This is a genomic window from uncultured Halomonas sp., assembly GCF_947501415.1.
GTDB lineage: Bacteria > Pseudomonadota > Gammaproteobacteria > Pseudomonadales > Halomonadaceae > Halomonas.
The window spans coordinates 160,421-178,461 of sequence record NZ_CANMVL010000004.1 but is presented as its reverse complement, the minus strand read 5'-3'; the positions used below and the strand labels follow the sequence as shown (position 1 = coordinate 178,461).

General features: G+C 64.7%; 16 protein-coding genes. 7 read left to right on the top strand and 9 right to left on the bottom strand.

Going from position 1 to position 18,041, the window contains the following annotated elements; genetic code table 11:
* Positions 1 to 238: 238 nt before the first annotated feature.
* The 4 genes from Q0894_RS03565 to Q0894_RS03550 all read right to left on the bottom strand — a co-directional run bounded on the left by Q0894_RS03565 (position 239) and on the right by Q0894_RS03550 (position 5,065).
* The gene (locus Q0894_RS03565; RefSeq protein WP_299231569.1) at positions 239 to 1,936 is read right to left on the bottom strand and encodes a hypothetical protein; all 1,698 of its coding nucleotides are present in this window, start codon (positions 1,934 to 1,936) and stop codon (positions 239 to 241) included.
* A 239-nt stretch (positions 1,937 to 2,175) separates the two neighbouring features.
* Positions 2,176 to 2,862, bottom strand: coding sequence for a lactate utilization protein C (locus Q0894_RS03560; RefSeq protein ID WP_299231567.1), 687 nt, complete (start codon positions 2,860 to 2,862; stop codon positions 2,176 to 2,178).
* Positions 2,862 to 4,313: a LutB/LldF family L-lactate oxidation iron-sulfur protein gene (locus Q0894_RS03555; RefSeq protein WP_299231565.1), complete on the bottom strand. Its 1,452-nt coding sequence runs from the start codon at positions 4,311 to 4,313 to the stop codon at positions 2,862 to 2,864. The genes Q0894_RS03560 and Q0894_RS03555 overlap by 1 nt, the downstream gene beginning before the upstream one ends.
* Entirely contained in the window at positions 4,310 to 5,065 is a 756-nt protein-coding gene (locus Q0894_RS03550; RefSeq protein WP_299231563.1) for a (Fe-S)-binding protein, read from the bottom strand. The genes Q0894_RS03555 and Q0894_RS03550 overlap by 4 nt, the downstream gene beginning before the upstream one ends.
* Before the next feature lie 329 nt (positions 5,066 to 5,394).
* Between Q0894_RS03550 and Q0894_RS03545 the strand changes: the two genes are divergently transcribed.
* Positions 5,395 to 6,180, top strand: coding sequence for a GntR family transcriptional regulator (locus Q0894_RS03545; RefSeq protein ID WP_299231561.1), 786 nt, complete (start codon positions 5,395 to 5,397; stop codon positions 6,178 to 6,180).
* A 22-nt stretch (positions 6,181 to 6,202) separates the two neighbouring features.
* On the opposite strand, the gene Q0894_RS03540 is transcribed toward Q0894_RS03545, so the two are convergent.
* The 3 genes from Q0894_RS03540 to Q0894_RS03530 form a co-directional block, all read right to left on the bottom strand.
* Positions 6,203 to 6,874 (bottom strand): metal-dependent hydrolase, encoded by a 672-nt coding sequence (locus Q0894_RS03540; RefSeq protein WP_132041562.1) that lies wholly within the window; start codon positions 6,872 to 6,874, stop codon positions 6,203 to 6,205.
* 79 nt (positions 6,875 to 6,953) lie between these two features.
* Positions 6,954 to 7,505 (bottom strand): gamma carbonic anhydrase family protein, encoded by a 552-nt coding sequence (locus Q0894_RS03535; protein WP_132041563.1) that lies wholly within the window; start codon positions 7,503 to 7,505, stop codon positions 6,954 to 6,956.
* A 31-nt stretch (positions 7,506 to 7,536) separates the two neighbouring features.
* A complete protein-coding gene (locus tag Q0894_RS03530; protein WP_299231556.1) occupies positions 7,537 to 8,877 on the bottom strand; it encodes a sodium-dependent transporter in 1,341 nt (446 codons plus the stop codon).
* Positions 8,878 to 9,035: 158 nt separating this feature from the next.
* Here Q0894_RS03530 and prlC point away from each other — a divergent pair, with 158 nt between their 5' ends.
* From prlC to Q0894_RS03505, 5 genes are all read left to right on the top strand, one after another.
* Positions 9,036 to 11,084 carry an oligopeptidase A gene (gene prlC, locus Q0894_RS03525; RefSeq protein WP_299231554.1) on the top strand — a complete coding sequence of 683 codons (2,049 nt, stop codon included), beginning with the start codon at positions 9,036 to 9,038 and terminating at the stop codon, positions 11,082 to 11,084.
* A gap of 51 nt (positions 11,085 to 11,135) precedes the next feature.
* The gene (locus tag Q0894_RS03520) at positions 11,136 to 11,240 is read left to right on the top strand and encodes a YheV family putative metal-binding protein (protein ID WP_299231552.1); all 105 of its coding nucleotides are present in this window, start codon (positions 11,136 to 11,138) and stop codon (positions 11,238 to 11,240) included.
* Positions 11,241 to 11,255: 15 nt separating this feature from the next.
* Positions 11,256 to 11,498 carry a YheV family putative zinc ribbon protein gene (locus Q0894_RS03515; protein ID WP_132041567.1) on the top strand — a complete coding sequence of 81 codons (243 nt, stop codon included), beginning with the start codon at positions 11,256 to 11,258 and terminating at the stop codon, positions 11,496 to 11,498.
* A gap of 252 nt (positions 11,499 to 11,750) precedes the next feature.
* Positions 11,751 to 12,734 carry a TAXI family TRAP transporter solute-binding subunit gene (locus tag Q0894_RS03510; RefSeq protein ID WP_299231548.1) on the top strand — a complete coding sequence of 328 codons (984 nt, stop codon included), beginning with the start codon at positions 11,751 to 11,753 and terminating at the stop codon, positions 12,732 to 12,734.
* Positions 12,735 to 12,820: 86 nt separating this feature from the next.
* Positions 12,821 to 15,019 carry a TRAP transporter permease gene (locus Q0894_RS03505; protein WP_299231546.1) on the top strand — a complete coding sequence of 733 codons (2,199 nt, stop codon included), beginning with the start codon at positions 12,821 to 12,823 and terminating at the stop codon, positions 15,017 to 15,019.
* Between the two features lie 94 nt (positions 15,020 to 15,113).
* Here Q0894_RS03505 and metF read toward each other — a convergent pair whose 3' ends face one another.
* A complete protein-coding gene (gene metF, locus Q0894_RS03500) occupies positions 15,114 to 15,956 on the bottom strand; it encodes a methylenetetrahydrofolate reductase [NAD(P)H] (RefSeq protein WP_299231544.1) in 843 nt (280 codons plus the stop codon).
* Positions 15,957 to 16,119: 163 nt separating this feature from the next.
* Between metF and Q0894_RS03495 the strand changes: the two genes are divergently transcribed.
* Positions 16,120 to 17,055 carry an AEC family transporter gene (locus tag Q0894_RS03495; RefSeq protein ID WP_299231542.1) on the top strand — a complete coding sequence of 312 codons (936 nt, stop codon included), beginning with the start codon at positions 16,120 to 16,122 and terminating at the stop codon, positions 17,053 to 17,055.
* Here Q0894_RS03495 and Q0894_RS03490 read toward each other — a convergent pair.
* A complete protein-coding gene (locus Q0894_RS03490; RefSeq protein WP_299231540.1) occupies positions 17,019 to 18,035 on the bottom strand; it encodes a bile acid:sodium symporter family protein in 1,017 nt (338 codons plus the stop codon). The two genes, Q0894_RS03495 and Q0894_RS03490, sit on opposite strands and share 37 nt — an antisense overlap.
* Between the last annotated feature and the right edge of the window lie 6 nt (positions 18,036 to 18,041).

The window sequence follows — 18,041 nt, the reverse complement described above, 5'->3', positions numbered from 1 at the left end:
CCTTGAGGTCGCCGTCACGAGTGGCGCACATTCTAGCGAATCTGCCGCGACTGTCAACCGGTCATTTTCGAAGCATTTCGAAAAAACCATTGCAGAACAGCCACTTCTGCCACACCCACCGCCTGCAACGTTTGCCCGTCGCCGGCAGCGGATGCGTACTTTACGGCTTTACCGGCGGGCCCGCAAGCCCTTCCTGTAAAAAAATTTCAGGGACCTGATAAATGGTCGAAGCATCCTCTCAATCCCGGACCTCAAGTCTGATGGCGCCGGAGCCACCACCCACGTCCCAGGTCCTGACACCTACCCCATAACGACCGGCTTCCAGGTATTGGGTAATACGCGACCCGAGGCCAAGCCCATCGGCATCGTCGTTCTCTATCTCGACGCCATTTCCGCTGAGGCTCAATATCGTATCGGCTGTCGGCGAGGTCGCTTCAAGCACAATCGTGGCCCCCTCTTCCAGGACCAGCTCATAATCCAGCGTCCCCCCAGGACTCAGGGTGCCGATCACCGCGTCGCCGACCCTAACCTCTCCACCATTGCGCAGCTCCTCCTCGATGGCGTCACCGACCACTTCCAGCCTGTAGGCCCCGGCACCCGAATAGCTTTGGGCTTCCAGGGTATAACTGCCCGGCTCGAGCACTGCCGACAGCAACGCATCCAGGTTTCCGCCACTGTCATCATCGCTGATATCGATACCATTACCATGCAGACGGAGCACGGCATCGAAGCTCGATGAGCCCAGCATCACCCTGATACTCGCCGCCTCCTCCAGTGTCAGGCGATAACTGTTGGGGCCGCTACCATCCAGAATCCCAACCAGGCTCTCTTCCAGCAGGATTTCCCCATCGTTGCGAAGCTCACCCTCGAAGGCAGAGCGCTGCATCTCGAGGGTGTAATCTCCCCCTGCGGCACCATAGCCCGACACTGCGACCTCATAGCGCCCCGGCAACAGCACGGTTTCCAGCAGTGCATCCGTGCCATTGATGCCGCCGCCACCATCATCATTGCTGAGACTCAGCCCCTCGCCTTCCAGGTTCAGCAGCGCATCGAACTGTGCCGAACTCAACTCGATGGAAACCTCGGAGGGCTCGTCGACATTCAGGTGGTAGCGGTTTTGCGCCCCGCCTTCGAGGACACCGGTAATGCTGTCGCCTCCCCGCAGCGGCCCCTCGTTGCGCATCCCGGTGGCCAGATCGTCGGCGCTGGCCATCAGCCGGTAGGCGTTACCCAGCACCAGGGTGTCACTTCCACATCCACTCGTCGCAGTCATCGCATTGCCAGTGGCCGCAGCGGTGACCTCGACCCGATAGTCCCCCGGTTCCAGGTATGCTTCCAGGCGCTGCTCTCCGTCGGCGCAGGCCTGGACGCGCTCTTCGCGTCCTTCACCACGTAGAGACAGAACGAGAGCGCCGCCACTCGCCAGTGCGAGGTCGAGACGACCTGCCTGCTCGAGCGTCATGACATGACTCGACTTGCCATCCTCACCGAGCGACCCCGTCAAGGGCGTATCAAGGAGCAGTTGCTCAGCCGAGGCGTGAGCCTGGGGTACGAGGCGATAGGGGCCAAAGGAGGTCGCATCGCTGCCACTCACCACGATCAGCGTACACGCCTTGTGGCCAGCCCCTACCAGCAACGACAGCGGAGCCCCCTCTCGCCCCTCGGCGACTCCGCGGAGGCCGCCGTCCTTGCCGAACGCCGCCAGCACCCCGGGGAAGGCGGCATCCAGCACATAGGATGCCACCGCTCCAGTCGCCTCGCCTGGGCAGACCCAGTGCGGGGAGTAGCGGGCCCCATCATTGAGGTTGATGGAACTGGCCGTCGTCAGCTCTCCGCTTAACGCATCGCCGACCTTCGCCTCCGGCGCCGACATGAAGCGCGCCTCTTCTGACTGCCGCTCACTGCACCCCGCCAGCAGGGCAAGGCCCGCCGCCACGGCAACCACCTTTCCGTGAAGACCAAGGCCCTTAAGACCAAGCCCCTCAAGACCAGATCCCGCCACCTTCCTGGCATTCGATATTCTGTGCTGCACGCATCTGCTCCTTGTGCATCGGGAGAAAGGCTCCCTCGCGATACGCCAAATATACCCCAACGGCTTCACTGCATCTTATGGCATATCAGGCGCACCGCCAGCCACCGGACTGCCGCAATGCATACCGCAGTGCGTATCTTGGATCACTGCCGAGCAGCACTCTCGGCCACATCGTCGGCATGGCGCACGATGACCACCAGCTCACGAGGGCCGTGAACACCATAGGCCAGAGTCTGCTCGATATCGGCGGTCTTGCTGGGGCCGGAGATCAGCAGCGCATTGGTCGGCATGCCGTTTGCCCAGCCATGCTTCTCGATCACGTCGAAGAAGGTGTCCTCCAGCGCCCCCGCGTCCAGCACCGCGATATGCAACGGTGGCACCAGGCTGATCAGTCGTGGCTCATCCGGTGTGGGCCATAGCCAGAGGCTGCCCGTCTCGGCGATGGCACCACGGGTCGAGGTCAGGCCGGCATCGACATCATCGAACTGCTCGCGCTGCCACTGTTCGATATCGCGATCGACGTCAACCAGCTCCACCTCCGCATTGACCAGGGCCCGGCGCGCCTCGACCGCGACCGGATGCTGCTTGCCAAGCGCCAGGCGACGCACTCCCTTGTCGGCAAGCACCTTCGCCAGCACATCGGTCCAGCCCTCTTCGGCGGCATGGACCACCTCGCCGTGCACCGAACCAATCCAGCGTTCGAAGCGCTCCAGCCGCTCATCCCGGCTCCAGCCGCGGCCGGTCACCACGGCAAAGTCGCTTTCGGGGGCACTCAGCGCCCCATCCGCACGCTCCCGCAGCCGCTTGAGAATCGCATCACGAGCACTCATCAGCGCTCCTCCTTGTCAGTCTTGCCTGCCTGGTGCTGCTTGACCAGCGCATGCAGGGTGGTGGCCGCCGGCCTTGGTGCGCTGCGATGCTGCGTCCAGGCACCCAGCCTGGTAGGCGTCAGCGCTCGCAGCCTGCCGGCCACCGAGGTGCCGGCGCGCCAGGCCGCAGGGTGTGTCGCCAGCCACTGAAACCCCTTCCAGGCGGCCGCTTCCTTGCGGGTTCGCTTGATCCCGGCACCGGCCACATTGCCGCGCCCCTCGCCGACCGATTCTCGGCGCAGCCGCACCAGCAGGTCGGGGATCGGGATCTTCACCGGACAGACCTCGCCACAGGCTCCACACAGACTCGACGCCGTGGGCAGATCCCGGGTCTCCTCCAGACCCATCAGATGAGGTGAAAGAATGCTGCCGATGGGACCGGGGTACGTCGTGCCGTAGGTATGCCCTCCCACACGCGTATAGACGGGGCAGTGATTCATGCAGGCGCCGCAGCGAATGCAGCGCAGGGTATCGAGCAGCTCATTGTCCTGGTAAATGCTGGAGCGACCGCTGTCCACCAGCACCAGATGCACCTCCTTCGGGCCATCATGCTCCCCCTCCTTGCGGGGCGAGCTGATCATGTTGAAGTAGGTGGTGACATGCTGACCGGTGGCCGAGCGGGTGAGCAGCGAGTAGAGAGGCGGCACATCACGCAGATGCTCGACCACCTTCTCGATACCCGTCACCGCCACATGCACCGGAGGCACCGTGGTCGTCATCCGACCATTGCCTTCGTTTTCCACCAGGCACAGGGTGCCGGTCTCGGCGACCGCGAAATTGACCCCGGAGACCCCTACACCGGCGCCCATAAAGCGTTCGCGAAGCTGCTGTCTGGCCGCCGCCGTCATGGCATCGACGTCCCGGGTACGCTCGGTTCCGGTCTTGTCGTGCATGATCTCGGAGATCTCATCGGTATTGAGATGGATCGCCGGCATGATGATATGGGAAGGGGTCTGCTGGTTGAGCTGCACCAGGTACTCACCGAGATCCGACTCCAACGCCTCGATCCCGGCCGCCTCCAGGTGAGCGTTGAGATGCATCTCCTCGGAGACCATCGACTTGCCCTTGATCACCGAGGTCGCGCCATGGTCCTGACAGATACCACGAATGATCCGGCAGGCTTGCTCCCCGTCTTCGGCCCAGTGCACCTTGATGCCATTGGCCTCGCAGTTGGCCTCCAGCTTCTCCAACAGGTCAGGCAGCCTGGCAAGCGCTCGCAGGCGAATGTTGGCACCCAGCTCACGCAGGGTCTCCAGGTCCCAGTCATCGAAGCTGTCGAGACGTTTGGCCATCAGGCCATCCATCGCCTTGCGGAAGTTGGCGCGTATCTGGGGATTTCCCAGGGCATCGTGAGCCTGGCGATGGAATTCACGGGGAGTATAGGTTTGAACGCCGGCCGTCTGTTCGCTCATGAGGTCCTCCGCCACAGGTAACTGGCGATATGCTCGCCCTTGACCGCCTTGCCCTGTTGCTCGAAGCGGCCGCCGATGTTCATCATGCAGCCGCAGTCAGAGGTGACGAAGCGGCGCGCCCCGGTCGCCTCGATGGCCCGGGTCTTGTCTTCCACCATGGCGGCCGAGACCTCGGGATGACGCACGGCAAAGGTGCCACCGAAACCACAGCACTCGCTGGCCCGCGCCTGCTCGACCAGCTCCACCTGCCCCAGCGCTGCCAGCAGGGTGGGACCGGTGTCGGCCAGACCCATCTCACGTCGGGCGCTGCAGGAGGTATGCATGACGACCTTCTCGGGCTCGCCGCGATCCTCTAGGTCGAGATGGCAGACGTGGACCAGGAACTCGGTCAGCTCAAAGATACGTCCGGCCACCTCGCTGGCCTGCTCCTCGAGGTCGCTACCGGCGAAAAGCTGGGGATAGTGCTTGCGCATCATGCCGCCGCATGAGCCGGAGGGCACGATGATCGGCCAGGGGCCGGGGAAGAGGTCGAGTTGCGCCGCCGCCACGGCACGGGCCTCATGGTGATAGCCGGAGGTATAGGCCGGCTGGCCACAGCAGGTCTGGTCCTGGGGAAACAGCACCTCGATCCCCTCACGCTCCAGCAGCCGGATGGCATCCATTCCGGCCTCTGGATAGAGAAGGTCGATCAGGCAGGTGCCGAAAAGATAGACCTTGTCTGGCTTCGGCGGATAGAGCTTGACTGCAGTCATCGGCGATTCCTTTATCGGCTGGCTAGCCAGGCATTTTGGTAAAATGGTAAAACCAATTTTTCTATATGAATCGGCGGACATTAAGGAGACTCACACGACAGTGTCAAACGAGACTCGCCGTTTTTCCCTTGCTCCCTGCCTAGACATTAGTCTATGTCTCTACCTGAAGGCTCCAACCTTTTGAAATTGTAAGACTCTTTTTGAAGCTGAAAGAAATCTTCCGCACTCTCGAAAAAACCACACCGATGATTATTGGTATTACCAATATCTTGCCGTAAAATTACGTCAACCCTATCTTGATCCAACTCACCAGCCGCCGGAACCTCACCATGGCCTACCCTCCCCTGCGCCAACCACGTCTGGCCGACGTGATCACTGAACGCCTCGAAGCGATGATTCTGGAGGGCAGCCTCCAGCCCGGCCAGAAGCTGCCCCCCGAGCGCGAGCTGGCCGAACGCTTCAGCGTCTCACGCCCTTCATTGCGCGAGGCGATCCAGAAGCTGTCGGCTCGTGGGCTGCTGATCAGCCGTCAGGGAGGCGGCACCTTTGTCAGCAAGGAGCTCAACAGCGGCTATAGCGACCCCTTGCTGGAGATGCTGTCACGTCACGGTGAATTTCATCTGGACCTGCTGGAGTTTCGCGATGCCATGGAGGGCATCTCGGCCTACTACGCCGCGCTGCGTTCGACCCCTACCGACAAGGCGCTGCTGATCCGTCGCTTCGAGGAGCTCGAAGCCTGCTTCCAGGGGCACGACCCTGTCGAGGAGGCCAAGGCCGATGCGGCCTTCCACCTGGCGATCGCCGAGGCCGCCCACAATGTGCTGCTGTTGCACACCATACGTGGCATCTTCCACCTGCTGGAGCGCAGCATAGCCGACAACCTCGCCCATTTGTTCGAGAAGCCCAAGGCGCGCCCCCAGCTGATGATCCAGCACCGCGGCCTGCTCGATGCCATTCTCGAAGGGCGTGCCGAAGACGCCAGGGCCCGCGCCCACGAGCACCTGGTATTCGTCGAAGAGGGGCTGCTCGAGATGGAGCGCGCCGAGACGCGGGCCCAGCGCGCCCTGCGTCGCGCCCAGCGAGTGCCGGATACACGCCGTGATGGCGATGCCTGAAAGTGGGCCTGGACACCGCCCCTCAGCGCCAGAACGAGACGCCCTGAACGAGCAGCTCTCGCAATACCGGCCAGGGCGGCAACCAGGGCAACAGATTGGCTCCGGCGGCGAGCATCACCAGGGAGTTGCCGGGTGAACGCCAGTCCAGTGGCTTGAGCGCGGTACCGAAGGAGCGCTTGATACGCCCTCCGGTGAGATCGACGCTGTAGAGCTCATCGAGCAGTAGGTGGAGCACGAAACCCAGCGCTAGCGCCACGCCATGGCCCCAGGCCATGGCATCGGGTTGGGCCAACAGGCGGTAGCTGAGCGCCGTGGTCGACAGGCCACAGAAGGCCGCCGCCAGCAACGAGTGCCAGATGCCGCGATGTACGGTGAGGCGAGCGAACAGGGCGCCGGCGAGGTGACGTACCCCCAGGTAGAGGGCGCCGCAGGCCAGCAGCAGTCCCCCCGTGGAGAGCCGCCCTTGTAGCACCAGGGCCCCGGCCACCACCGCCGGCACGGCCAGCAGGTTGAACACCAGCCGGATCGCGCGAGAGCTGTCGGCGTCGATATCGGGCAGGATGCCGCCGAGGGTCACCAGCGCCAGCATGGGCAGGGCCTGCCAGACATCCCACAGCCCCGCCTGCCAGCCACCGTGGGCAACCACGGCTCCGCCGGCGGCGGCCACGCCAAGGTGGGTGCGGAAATTGGCCATGCCGGAGCGGCCCTCAAATAGCTGGATAAATTACCAGATTATCGCTCGCCCGGGCATGCAGAAACAATGGGTTAGTGAATTAATCGTCGCTCGAGGCCAGATACTCGTCCTTGAGACTTACATAGTTGCCGGCGGTGTAGGGAAAGAACTCTCGCTCCTTCTCCTTCAGGGGACGCAGCGCCTTGGCCGGATTGCCGGCATAGACATAGCCGCTCTCGAGCCGCTTGCCAGGCGTCACCACGGCACCGGCGGCGATGATGACCTCGTCCTCCACCTCGGCACCATCCATGACGATGGCACCCATGCCCACCAGGATACGACTGCCCAGGGTGGCCCCATGGAGTATCGCCTTGTGGCCGATGGTCACATCATCGCCGATGGTCAGCGGAAAGCCGCCGGGATTGAAGTCGCTGGCGTGGGTGATATGCAGCACGCAGCCATCCTGCACGCTGGTGCGGGCGCCGATACGGATCCGATGCATGTCACCACGGATAACCGCCATGGGCCATACCGAGCAGTCATCACCCAGCGTCACATCGCCGAGCACCAGGCTTGTCGGGTCGATATACACCCGCTCGCCAAGGCTCGGGCGCTTGCCTTTCCAGGGCCGTATGGCCTTCGAGTCGCTCATCATGATCTCCTCATCTTCGATCGGGCGGGGCTCAGACCAGCCCGGCCACCAATACTACCAGCGTCAACGGAATGGCAATCCAGCGGGTCACCATCCGCCACAGCGCAAAGCCGCTATCGCTCACCCCCAGGGCACGACGCGCCGTGGACTCCGGCAACACCCAGGCGGCAAAGATGGCAATCAGCATCCCGCCCAGCGGGAGGAAGATCTCCGGGGGAATGGTGCTGACCAGTTCGAAGCCGTTCATGCCGAACAGCGGTCGCCACTCGGCCAGGCTCGAGAAAGAGAACACCGTCAGAAGCCCCAGCAGCCACACGGCAAGGCCTACCAGAGCCGCGGAGACCCCACGCTGCAGCCCCAGCCCCTGCAGGGTGGCGACCATGGGCTCGGCCAGGTTGATCGACGACGTCCAGGTGGCCAGCAGCAGCAGCAAAAAGAAGAAGCTCAACCACAGCGCGCCCCAGGGCAGCTGGGCGAAGGCGATGGGCAGGGTGACGAACATCAGGCCAGGTCCTTCCCCGGGGTCCATGCCCTGGGAGAACACCACCGAGAAGATCGCGATACCGGCCAGCAAGGCCACGGTAACATCGAGGACCGCTACCGCCCCGACCGCACGCGGCAGGCTCTGATGGTCCGGCATATAGGCCCCATAGGCCATCAACGCACAGGCGCCCACGGCCAGGGTGAAGAAGGCGTGACCCATGGCATGCATCACCACCAGCGGTGTCACCGCCGAGAAGTCGGGCTGAAACAGCCACGCCAGCGCGGTACCGAAGCCGCTGGTGGTGGTGGCATACCCCGCCAGCATCAGCAGCAGCAGATAGAGTAGCGGCATCAGCACGTTGTTGAGGCGCTCGAGCCCCTTGGCCACGCCGGCAGCCACCACCAGTATGGTCATCAGCAGGAACAGGGTGTGATTGAAGATCATGCGCCCGGGGTCGGCCAGGAAGGCCTCGAAACCGGCCCCGATCTCGGCGGGCGCGGCGCCGCGAAACTCCCCATTGATGGAAGCCACCAGAAACTCGATGGACCACCCGGACACCACCGAATAGAAGGAGAGGATACAGAACACCGTGAAGGCGCCGAACAGCCCCAGCAGCCGCCAATGGCGGCTGGCTCCGGCCATCGCGGCCAGATGCCCCAGCGACGCCACCGGGCTGCGCCGCCCGGCCCGGCCCACCATGATCTCGGCCATCATCACCGGCAGCCCCAACAGCAGCACGAAGGCCACGTAGAGCACCAGGAACACCGCCCCGCCGTTCTCGCCGGTGATATAGGGGAAGCGCCAGATATTGCCCAGCCCCACCGCCGCCCCGGTAACCGCCAGGATAAAGGCGCGCCGCGTGCTCCAGCGCTCCAGCGTCTCACTCATCGTTGCATCTCCCGAAACACGGCGTGCGCCGCCCGCACGCTGAAAGTCAGCAAGCCTAGCAGTCCGACTCACGGCGGCAAACCCTGGCGGCGCACATTGAAACCCGACGCCTCCGCCCGCATCTTAGGGAAGGATCCCACTTTCTTCCCGAGGTATGCATGTCCCGCAACCCCCTGCTCGAGACCCATGAGCTCCCTCCCTTCGAGGCCATTCGCCCCGAGCACGTGGTGCCAGCCATCGATGAGCTGCTCGCCGAGAACCGTCAAGCCATCGAGGCTCTGGTCGAGCGGGCCGAGCGGGAGGCACCCAGCTGGCAGAGCCTCGCCGCTCCCCTGGAGTCGCTGAATGACCGTCTGTCGCGCGCCTGGTCACCGGTCTCCCACCTCAATGGCACCATGAACAACCCCGAGCTGCGCGAGGCCTATCAGGCCTGCCTGGGCAAGCTTTCCGACTACAGCACCTGGCTCGGCCAGCACGAGGGGCTGTTCCGTGCCTGGCAGGCCCTCAAGGAGGGGGCGGCCTGGGAAACTCTCGACGCGGCCCAGCGACGTACCGTCGACAACACCCTGCGCGACTTCCGTCTCGCCGGCGTCGACCTGCCTGCCGAGAAGAAGCGCCGCTATGGCGAGATCAAGGCGCGACTCTCCGAGCTCTCCAACACCTTTTCCAACCAGCTGCTCGATGCCACCCAGGCCTGGCACCTGGAGCTCGCCGACGAATCACGCCTGGCCGGCCTGCCGGAAAGCGCCCTGGCCACCCTGCGCGCCAATGCCGAGGCCAAGGGGGAAACCGGCTACCGCATCACCCTGGACTTCCCCAGCTTCTTCCCGGTGGTCACCTATGCCGATGACCGCGAACTGCGCCGCGAGGTCTACACCGCCTTCGTCACCCGCGCCTCGGATCAGGGCCCTCACGCCGATCAGTACGACAACGCCCCGCTGATGGAGGAGATACTCGCCCTGCGCCACGAGCTGGCCCGGCTGCTGGGCTTTGCCACCTACGCCGACTACTCGCTGGAGACCAAGATGGCCGAGTCGCCGGCCGAGGTGCAGGGCTTCCTCGAGGACCTGGCCACCCGTGCGGTCCCCCAGGCCCGCCAGGAGTTCGCAGAGCTCGAGGCCTTCGCCGGTCAGCAACTGGACATGAACCATCTCGAGCCCTGGGATATCGGCTACGTCAGCGAGAAGCTTCGCGAGGCGCGTCACGCCATCAACGAGGAGCAGCTGCGTCCCTACTTTCCCGCCCCCCGTGTGGTCGAGGGGCTGTTCCAGGTCGTCGAGCGCCTGTTCGGCATCACCTTCCGCGAGGACGAGCAGGCGCCGCGCTACCACCCTGACGTGCGCTTCTTCCGGATCCTCGAGAATGGCGAGGCGATCGCCGGCTTCTATCTGGACCTCTATGCCCGCGAGGGCAAGCGCGGCGGTGCCTGGATGGACGAGTGCCGGGTGCGCCGTCACGAGGGGGATGCCCTGCAGCTGCCGGTGGCCTATCTGACCTGTAACTTCACCCGTCCGGTGGGCAGTCGACCGGCGCTGCTGACCCACGACGAGGTGGTCACCCTGTTCCACGAATTCGGTCACGGTCTGCACCATATGCTGACCCGCCAGACCATCGCGGATATCTCGGGCATCAACGGCGTGGCCTGGGATGCGGTGGAGCTGCCCAGCCAGTTCATGGAGAACTACTGCTGGGAGCGTGAAGGGCTCGACCTGATCGCCGGTCACGTCGACAGCGGGGAGCCGTTGCCCGGCGAGCTGCTCGAGAAGCTGCAGGCGGCCAGAAACTTCCAGTCCGCCATGGGCATGGTGCGTCAGCTGGAGTTCTCGCTGTTCGACCTGCGCCTGCACCACGAGCTCGAGGCGCCCTCCGCCAGCGAGGTCCAGGCGCTGCTCGATGCGGTACGCGACGCCGTCTCGGTGGTGCCCAGGGCCTCCTTCAACCGCTTCCAGAACGGCTTCGGTCATATCTTTGCCGGGGGCTACGCGGCGGGCTACTACAGCTACAAGTGGGCCGAGGTGCTCTCCGCCGACGCCTGGAGCGCCTTCGAGGAGGCGGGCATCTTCGACCCCGAGACCGGGGGCCGTTTCCGCAGCGAGATCCTCGAACAGGGCGGTGCCCGCGACGCCGCCGAGCTTTTCCAGGCCTTCCGCGGCCGCGCGCCCAGTGTCGAACCGCTATTGCGTCATAGCGGCATCACTGCCGGTTGACCCAACGTCACCCCCGCCTCGGCCCACGGGCCGAGGCCTACAGGAGTCTTCATGGCCACCCAGAAACGCTTTATCGCCGGTGGCATCTGTCCACGCTGTGCCGGTGTGAACGAACACCGTATTCGCGCCGGGCTCTCCGCCTGTCATTGCCGGTAACAACAGGAGTCCATTATGGCCACCCAGAAACGCTTTATCGCCGGCGCCATCTGCCCACGCTGTGCCGAGATGGACCGAATTCGCAGCTGGGAACAGAACGGCATCCGCTACCGCGAGTGTGTCAGCTGCGACTTCTTCGAGCAGCTGCCCATCGAGGAGCAGGCCGCCCCTGAGCTAGCCACCCGTATCGATCGGACGCACCGAGAAGAGCCCACCGAGGACTTCCAGACGGTCAAGATCATCGACCCCAAGGGCTAACGATGCGGCTCCCCGCTCCGCTGGTCGGCCCGGACAGCACGACCGGGGATCCATCAGCCGATTGCGATTGATTCAAATCAATGCTTCTCTCTTCACGCGATTCGACCCATGCCCCGGCATGGGTCGAATGGTATACGTTGAATGAAACGGCGTTGATGACCGCCACACTCCTGCCCCGAACTGCCAGAATGACACGGTATTTCTCGGGCATCCGCGTCCGAGTTATCACTAACCCCATGATGGAGCTACGCCATGCGTCTTCTCTCCCCCCGTCTGCTCGCCGGCACCGTCGCCGGCACTCTTCTGGTAGCCGCCTCCGCCGCCGCCCAGGACCGCAGTGACTGGCCCGAGAACTTCACCGTCGGCACCGCCAGCCAGGGCGGCACCTACTTCGTCTACGGCTCCGGCTGGGCCAACCTGATCGCCGACGAGCTGGGTCTCTCCGGCGGGGGTGAGGTCACCGGTGGCCCCAACCAGAACCTCGCCCTGGTCCACACCGGTGATATCGCCCTGGGACTGACCACCATGGGGCCCGCCGCCGAGGCCCTGGCCGGCGAAAGTCCTCTCGCCCCGGGAGTACCGCTGGACAATGTCTGCGCTCTCTTCCCGATGTACGAGACACCGTTCTCCATCACCACCCTGGCCGACAGCGACATCGAGTCGATCGCCGACATCCCCGACGGCGCCAGCATCGGCTTCGGCCCGGCGGCCTCTACCTCCGACACCTACTTCCCGGCCATTCTCGAGGAGCTGGGTGTCGAGTTCGATCGTCGCAACGGCGGCTGGAACGACCTGGGCGGCCAGCTGCAGGATGGCCTGATCGATGTCATCGCCTTCGCTGCCGGCATCCCGATCCCTGCGGTCAGCCAGCTCGAGGTGCAGACCGATATCAATATCGTCGAGTTCACCGAGGAGGAGCAGGCCAAGGTACTCGAGGCGTTCCCGGTATCGCCCTTCATGATTCCGGCCAGCACCTACCAGACCCTGGAAGCGGATGCCCGTGCCGTCTCGATGTGGAACTTCACCATCGCCGGCTGTGATCTGCCCGAAGACTTCGTCTACGAGATCACCAAGCTGAGCCTGGAGAACAACGACAAGATGATGGATATCCATCGCAGTGCGGCCACCAGCATTCCGGAGAACTTCCAGTACAACACCGTGCTGCCCTTCCATCCGGGCGCGGTGCGCTGGTATGAGGAGAACGGCTACGAGATTCCCGATGACCTGAAGCTGTAACCGCGCAAGACCCTGACGCCACCCCGGGTCGCCGAGCGATCCGGGGTGGCATGCCTGCCGTCCGTTCCACACCCAAGGGTGTTTTCATGTCCCAACATCCCGAATCCCGCGACGACACCGGCACCGACGATGTCGTCGAGGTCGTCAATGCCGAGGGCGTCGACGAGGCCGCCGTCGAATCCAACCGGCGCCTGTATACCGGCTGGCAGTGGCTGCTCTTCGGTGCGCTAGCCATCGCCTATTCGCTGTTTCACCTCATCTCGCTCAACGTCTATCCACTGGAGACCTGGTCATTTCGCATCCTGCACATCGCCGGGGCGCTGATACTCGGGTATGGCCTCTATGCCGGCACCCGCTTCGCCGAGCATGACCGCGACCGCTCTCCCGCCTGGATGCGCTGGCTGAGCTACGCCCTGCTAATCCCGGCGCTCTACACCCTGGTGCGAGTGGTGATGATGTATCAGGCGATCGACGCAGGCGCCCTGCGCATCGCCCCGGAGATCGAGGCCTGGCACTTCGGCTATCCGCTGATGCTGACCACCGCCGCCGCTATCCTGCTCTCCTGGGGCTACCGCCAGGTGCGCGAGACACTCTCCCCCGCCGATCTGGTGCTGATGGTCTGTTCCCTGTCGGTGGCCGGCTACCTGCTGGTGATGTTCAACAGCCCACTGCGCGCCTCCACCGGTACCCCCTTCGCCCCGATCGGCATCTCCTATGCGGCCATCGCCGGCTCGCTGCTGATCCTCGAGCTGACCCGCCGGGTCGCGGGCCTGGCGCTGGTGACCATCTCGGCGATCTTCCTGATCTACGTCTTCGCCGGCCCCTACCTGCCGGGCTTCCTGGGCTACCCGGGGCTGTCCCTCAACCGCTTCTTCAGCCAGGTCTATACCGACGCCGGCATCCTCGGGCCGACCACCGCGGTCTCGTCCACCTACATCATCCTGTTCATCATCTTCGCCGCCTTCCTGCAGGCCTCCAAGGTCGGTGACTACTTCGTCAACTTCGCCTTCGCCGCCGCCGGCCGGGCCCGGGGCGGCCCCGCCAAGGTCTCCATCTTCGCCTCCGGCCTGATGGGCATGATCAACGGCACCTCGGCCGGCAACGTGGTCTCCACCGGCTCGCTGACGATCCCGCTGATGAAGAAGGTGGGCTACCCGTCACGCAGCGCCGGCGCCATCGAGGCCGCCGCCTCGACCGGTGGACAGATCATGCCGCCGATCATGGGGGCCGGGGCCTTCATCATGGCCGAGGTCACCGGCATCCCCTACACCGAGATCGCCGTGGCGGCCCTGATTCCCGCCATCCTCTACTTCCTGTCGATCTACTGCATGGTCGACTTCGAGGCCGCCCGCAAGGGCATGCGCGGCATGCGCAAGGAGGAGATTCCTCAGTTCCGACGGCTGGTCAGGCAGATCTACCTGTTCGCACCAATCATCATCCTGATCGCCGCGCTGTTCATGGGCTACTCGGTGATCCGTGCCGGCACCCTGGCCACCGCCTCGGCGGCCGTGGTGAGCTGGCTCACGCCCCACCGGATGGGCATCCGCGCCATCCTCAAGGCGCTGCAGCTGGCCGGCGCCATGTCGATCCAGATCATCGCCGTGTGCGCCTGCGCCGGCCTGATCGTGGGGGTGATCGCCCTGACCGGGGTCGGCGCGCGCTTCTCCTCGCTGCTGCTGGGCCTGGCCGGGGTCAGCCAGCTGCTGGCGCTGTTCTTCGCCATGTGTATCTCGATCCTGCTCGGCATGGGCATGCCCACCACCGCCGCCTATGCGGTAGCCGCCTCGGTGGTCGCCCCGGGCCTGATCAGCATCGGTATCGAGCCGCTGGTCGCGCACTTCTTCGTGTTCTACTTCGCGGTGGTGTCGGCGATCACGCCTCCGGTGGCACTCGCCTCCTATGCCGCGGCGGGCATCTCGGGCGACAACGCCATGGGCACCTCGGTGGCCTCGTTCAAGATCGGCCTGGCCGCCTTTATCGTGCCCTTCATGTTCTTCTACAGCCCCGCCATGCTGATGGAAGGCTCCTGGGTGCAGATCCTGCGAGTCGGCGTTACCGCCACCCTGGGCATCATCCTGCTGGCCGCGGTGGTCCAGGCCTGGTTCTTCGGCCCGGTGAAAAGCTGGCAGCGGGTGGTGATGTTGATCGGTGCGCTATTCATGATCTACGGCGGCATCGTCACCGATATCGCCGGCCTGGCCATCGGCGTCGGCCTGGTCCTGATGCAGCGCCGCCTGCACGGCAAGGGCGGAGGAGGTGGGTCACCGGCCTCCACCGCCGGCTGACGCTTCACCGTCACCCACCACGCGAAGGGCCCCGCCAGATGGCGGGGCCCTTCTGCGTTCCCTGGTCAGTAATCCTGGGCAGGCACTGCCGGCCTCAGCCGACGATATTGTCCACAATCTTAAGGCTGGGGGCGGCCTGGTTAAGGGTATAGAAGTGAAGGCCTGGCGCGCCCCCATCGAGCAGACGCTGGCAGAGGCGTGAGATCACCTCTTCACCGAAGGCGGCAATCGACTCGCTGTCATCGCCGTAGGCCTCCAGCTGCTTGCGCATCCAACGCGGGATCTCGGCGCCACAGGCATCGGAGAAGCGCGCCAGCTTGGTGTAGTTGGTGATCGGCATGATCCCCGGGATGATAGGCGTATCGACCCCCAGGGCCTGAGCCCGCTCCACGAAGTGGAAGTAGGCATCGGCGTTGAAGAAATACTGGGTAATGGCGAGGTTGGCACCGGCCTTTACCTTGCGCGCGAAGTTCTCGACATCCAGCGCCAGGCTGGGTGCCTGGGGATGCGACTCCGGGTAGGCGGCCACGGCGATCTCGAAGTGATCACCGCTCTCCTCGCGGATAAACTCGACGAGCTCATTGGCATAGCGAAATTCGCCGATGCCGCCCATGCCCGAGGGCAGGTCACCCCGCAGGGCCACCAGGCTATCGATGCCCTCCTCCCGGTAGCGAGCCAGCAGCTCGCGCAACTGCCCCTTCTCGCTACCGATGCAGGAGAGATGGGGCGCGGTCATGATGCCCGCCTCACGTACCTGGCGCACGGTAGTCAGGGTACGGTCCTGGGTGGACCCTCCGGCGCCATAGGTCACTGAGAAGAAGCGCGGCCCACGCTCGGCCAGAGCATCGCGCACACCGACCAGCTTCTCGCGACCGGCCGCGGTGTTGGGCGGGAAGAATTCGAAGCTGATACCCAGTGGGTGCTGTTGCGTGCTCATCGGATCTCCTCATGAGGCGTCTGCATGATGTGTCCATTGTGACGAGTCGTTACCCTACCCACCAATGAAAGATTCGTGGCCTCATATCGATTTCATTCAAGTTGGCCCCCCACCAGCGCCACGGGCATCATGATGCCCCGGAGTCATCAGACAAGGATTTTCCATGCACGCCATCGACCCCAGCGCCCTGATGGGCCCGTTGTGGATACTGTTGAGCTATGTCGCCCTGGGCTGGCTGGCCGCTCGCCGGCTGGCGGTGGACCCACGCCCCATCGCGACCCTGCTGATCTACCTGGTGGCTCCCCTGACCTTCTTTCGCGGCCTGGTTCAGGGTGGCCCCACGCCCAGCTTCCTGCTGTTGACCCTGGCTGCCTTCGTCACCGCCAGCCTGCTCGCCCTGCTGGTGCACCGCCTGACCCGGCATGCCTTTCTCCCTCAGGAGAGCGCCCTGCTGGCCTTCTCCGCCGGCACCGGCAACACCGGCTACTTCGGCCTGCCGGTGGCCCTGGTGCTGCTGCCACCGGAGGGGGTCACCCTCTACCTGTTCTGCGTGCTGGGCATCACCCTCTACGAGTTCACGGTGGGCTTCTACCTCAGCGCCCGGGGGCAGTTCTCGGTCGCCGATAGCCTGGCCAAGATCGTGCGACTGCCGCTGATCTACGCCTTCCTGGCGGCACTGGTGGTCAGCGGCCTGGGCCTGACGATACCGGCGACCGCCATGGAGGGGCTGGCGGTATTTCCGGCTACCTACACCCTGCTGGGCATGATGATCATCGGCATGACGCTGGGCAGGGTCAGCATTCGCGAGCTGGATGGCCGCTTTATCGGGGCCTGCGTGGCGATCCGTTGCGTGCTCTGGCCGCTGCTGGCGCTGGGCGCGGTGCTGCTGCTCCAGGCCATGACACCGCTCTCGCGGGAGCTGGCCATGGCCATGCTGCTGCTGGGGGTGGTACCCATGGCCGCCAACGTGGTGGTGGTGGCCATGGAGCTGGGCATCGCCCCGGGCAAGGGCGCCCAGGCGGTACTGATCACCACCCTGGCCGCGCCGCTGCTGATACCGCTCTACCTTGGGCTGATGCTGCCACTGGTGGCCGGCTGAGCGGCGCTCTCCTCGCGAGGGGCGTAGCGCTGGGCCAATACCGCGCAGACCAACAGCTGAATCTGGTGGAACAGCATCAACGGCAACAGCGCGGGGCCGATGGCGCCGCCGGTAAACAGCAGCTGGGCCATGGGCACGCCAGTGGCCATGCTCTTCTTGGAGCCGCAGAACACGATGGTGATCTCGTCCTCGCGACTGAACCCCAGGCGCCGCGCCAGCCAGGCGGTCAGCCACAACACCAGCGCCAGCAACGCGCAGCACGTAAGGGTCAGTGCCGCCAGCTCCCGGGCCGCGACGGTCTGCCATAGCCCGCCCACCACCGAGGCACTGAAGGCGGTATAGACCACCAGCAGGATGGAGCTCTGGTCGACACTTACCAGCCAGCCGCGGTTGCGGGCGATCCAGTCGCCGGTCCAGGGGCGCGACAGGTGGCCCAGCACGAAGGGCAGCAGCAGCTGCAGGCAGATCCTGCCCACCGCATCGAGGCTTACCGCGGTTTCGCCCACTCCCTCGGCATCCAGCAGCAGGGTCAGCAGCAGCGGTGTCAGGCCGATGCCGATCAGGCTCGAGGCCGAGGCACTGCACACCGCAGCCGACACATTGCCCCGTGCGATGGAGGTGAAGGCGATCGCCGACTGCACCGTACCCGGCAGCGCACATAGATAGAGCATGCCGATATACAGCGGCAGACCCAGCAGCGGCAACAACAGCGGCTTGAGCGCCCAGCCTATCAGCGGGAACATCATGAAAGTACAGGCGAACACCAGCAGATGCAGTCGCCAGTGGGTAGCGCCGGCGATGATCGCCTGACGCGACAGCTTGGCACCGTGCATGAAGAACAGCAGCGCGATGGCCAGCCGGGTCAACCAGACGAAGAACACCTCCCAAGCTCCCTGGGCCGGCAGCAAGGTGGCCACGGCCACCACCGCCATCAGCAGCAGGGTGAAGGTATCGAACAGGGTACGCAGTCGCGACAACATGGGTGC

Bases quoted from the DNA above. Each gene is read 5' to 3' on its own strand.
- Q0894_RS03560 (WP_299231567.1), bottom strand. From the start codon at position 2,862: ATGAGTGCTCGTGATGCGATTCTCAAGCGGCTGCGGGAGCGTGCGGAT.
- Q0894_RS03555 (WP_299231565.1), bottom strand. From the start codon at position 4,313: ATGAGCGAACAGACGGCCGGCGTTCAAACCTATACTCCCCGTGAATTC.
- Q0894_RS03550 (WP_299231563.1), bottom strand. From the start codon at position 5,065: ATGACTGCAGTCAAGCTCTATCCGCCGAAGCCAGACAAGGTCTATCTT.
- Q0894_RS03545 (WP_299231561.1), top strand. From the start codon at position 5,395: ATGGCCTACCCTCCCCTGCGCCAACCACGTCTGGCCGACGTGATCACT.
- Q0894_RS03540 (WP_132041562.1), bottom strand. From the start codon at position 6,874: ATGGCCAATTTCCGCACCCACCTTGGCGTGGCCGCCGCCGGCGGAGCC.
- Q0894_RS03535 (WP_132041563.1), bottom strand. From the start codon at position 7,505: ATGAGCGACTCGAAGGCCATACGGCCCTGGAAAGGCAAGCGCCCGAGC.
- Q0894_RS03530 (WP_299231556.1), bottom strand. From the start codon at position 8,877: ATGAGTGAGACGCTGGAGCGCTGGAGCACGCGGCGCGCCTTTATCCTG.
- prlC (WP_299231554.1), top strand. From the start codon at position 9,036: ATGTCCCGCAACCCCCTGCTCGAGACCCATGAGCTCCCTCCCTTCGAG.
- Q0894_RS03520 (WP_299231552.1), top strand. From the start codon at position 11,136: ATGGCCACCCAGAAACGCTTTATCGCCGGTGGCATCTGTCCACGCTGT.
- Q0894_RS03515 (WP_132041567.1), top strand. From the start codon at position 11,256: ATGGCCACCCAGAAACGCTTTATCGCCGGCGCCATCTGCCCACGCTGT.
- Q0894_RS03510 (WP_299231548.1), top strand. From the start codon at position 11,751: ATGCGTCTTCTCTCCCCCCGTCTGCTCGCCGGCACCGTCGCCGGCACT.
- Q0894_RS03505 (WP_299231546.1), top strand. From the start codon at position 12,821: ATGTCCCAACATCCCGAATCCCGCGACGACACCGGCACCGACGATGTC.
- metF (WP_299231544.1), bottom strand. From the start codon at position 15,956: ATGAGCACGCAACAGCACCCACTGGGTATCAGCTTCGAATTCTTCCCG.
- Q0894_RS03495 (WP_299231542.1), top strand. From the start codon at position 16,120: ATGCACGCCATCGACCCCAGCGCCCTGATGGGCCCGTTGTGGATACTG.
- Q0894_RS03490 (WP_299231540.1), bottom strand. From the start codon at position 18,035: ATGTTGTCGCGACTGCGTACCCTGTTCGATACCTTCACCCTGCTGCTG.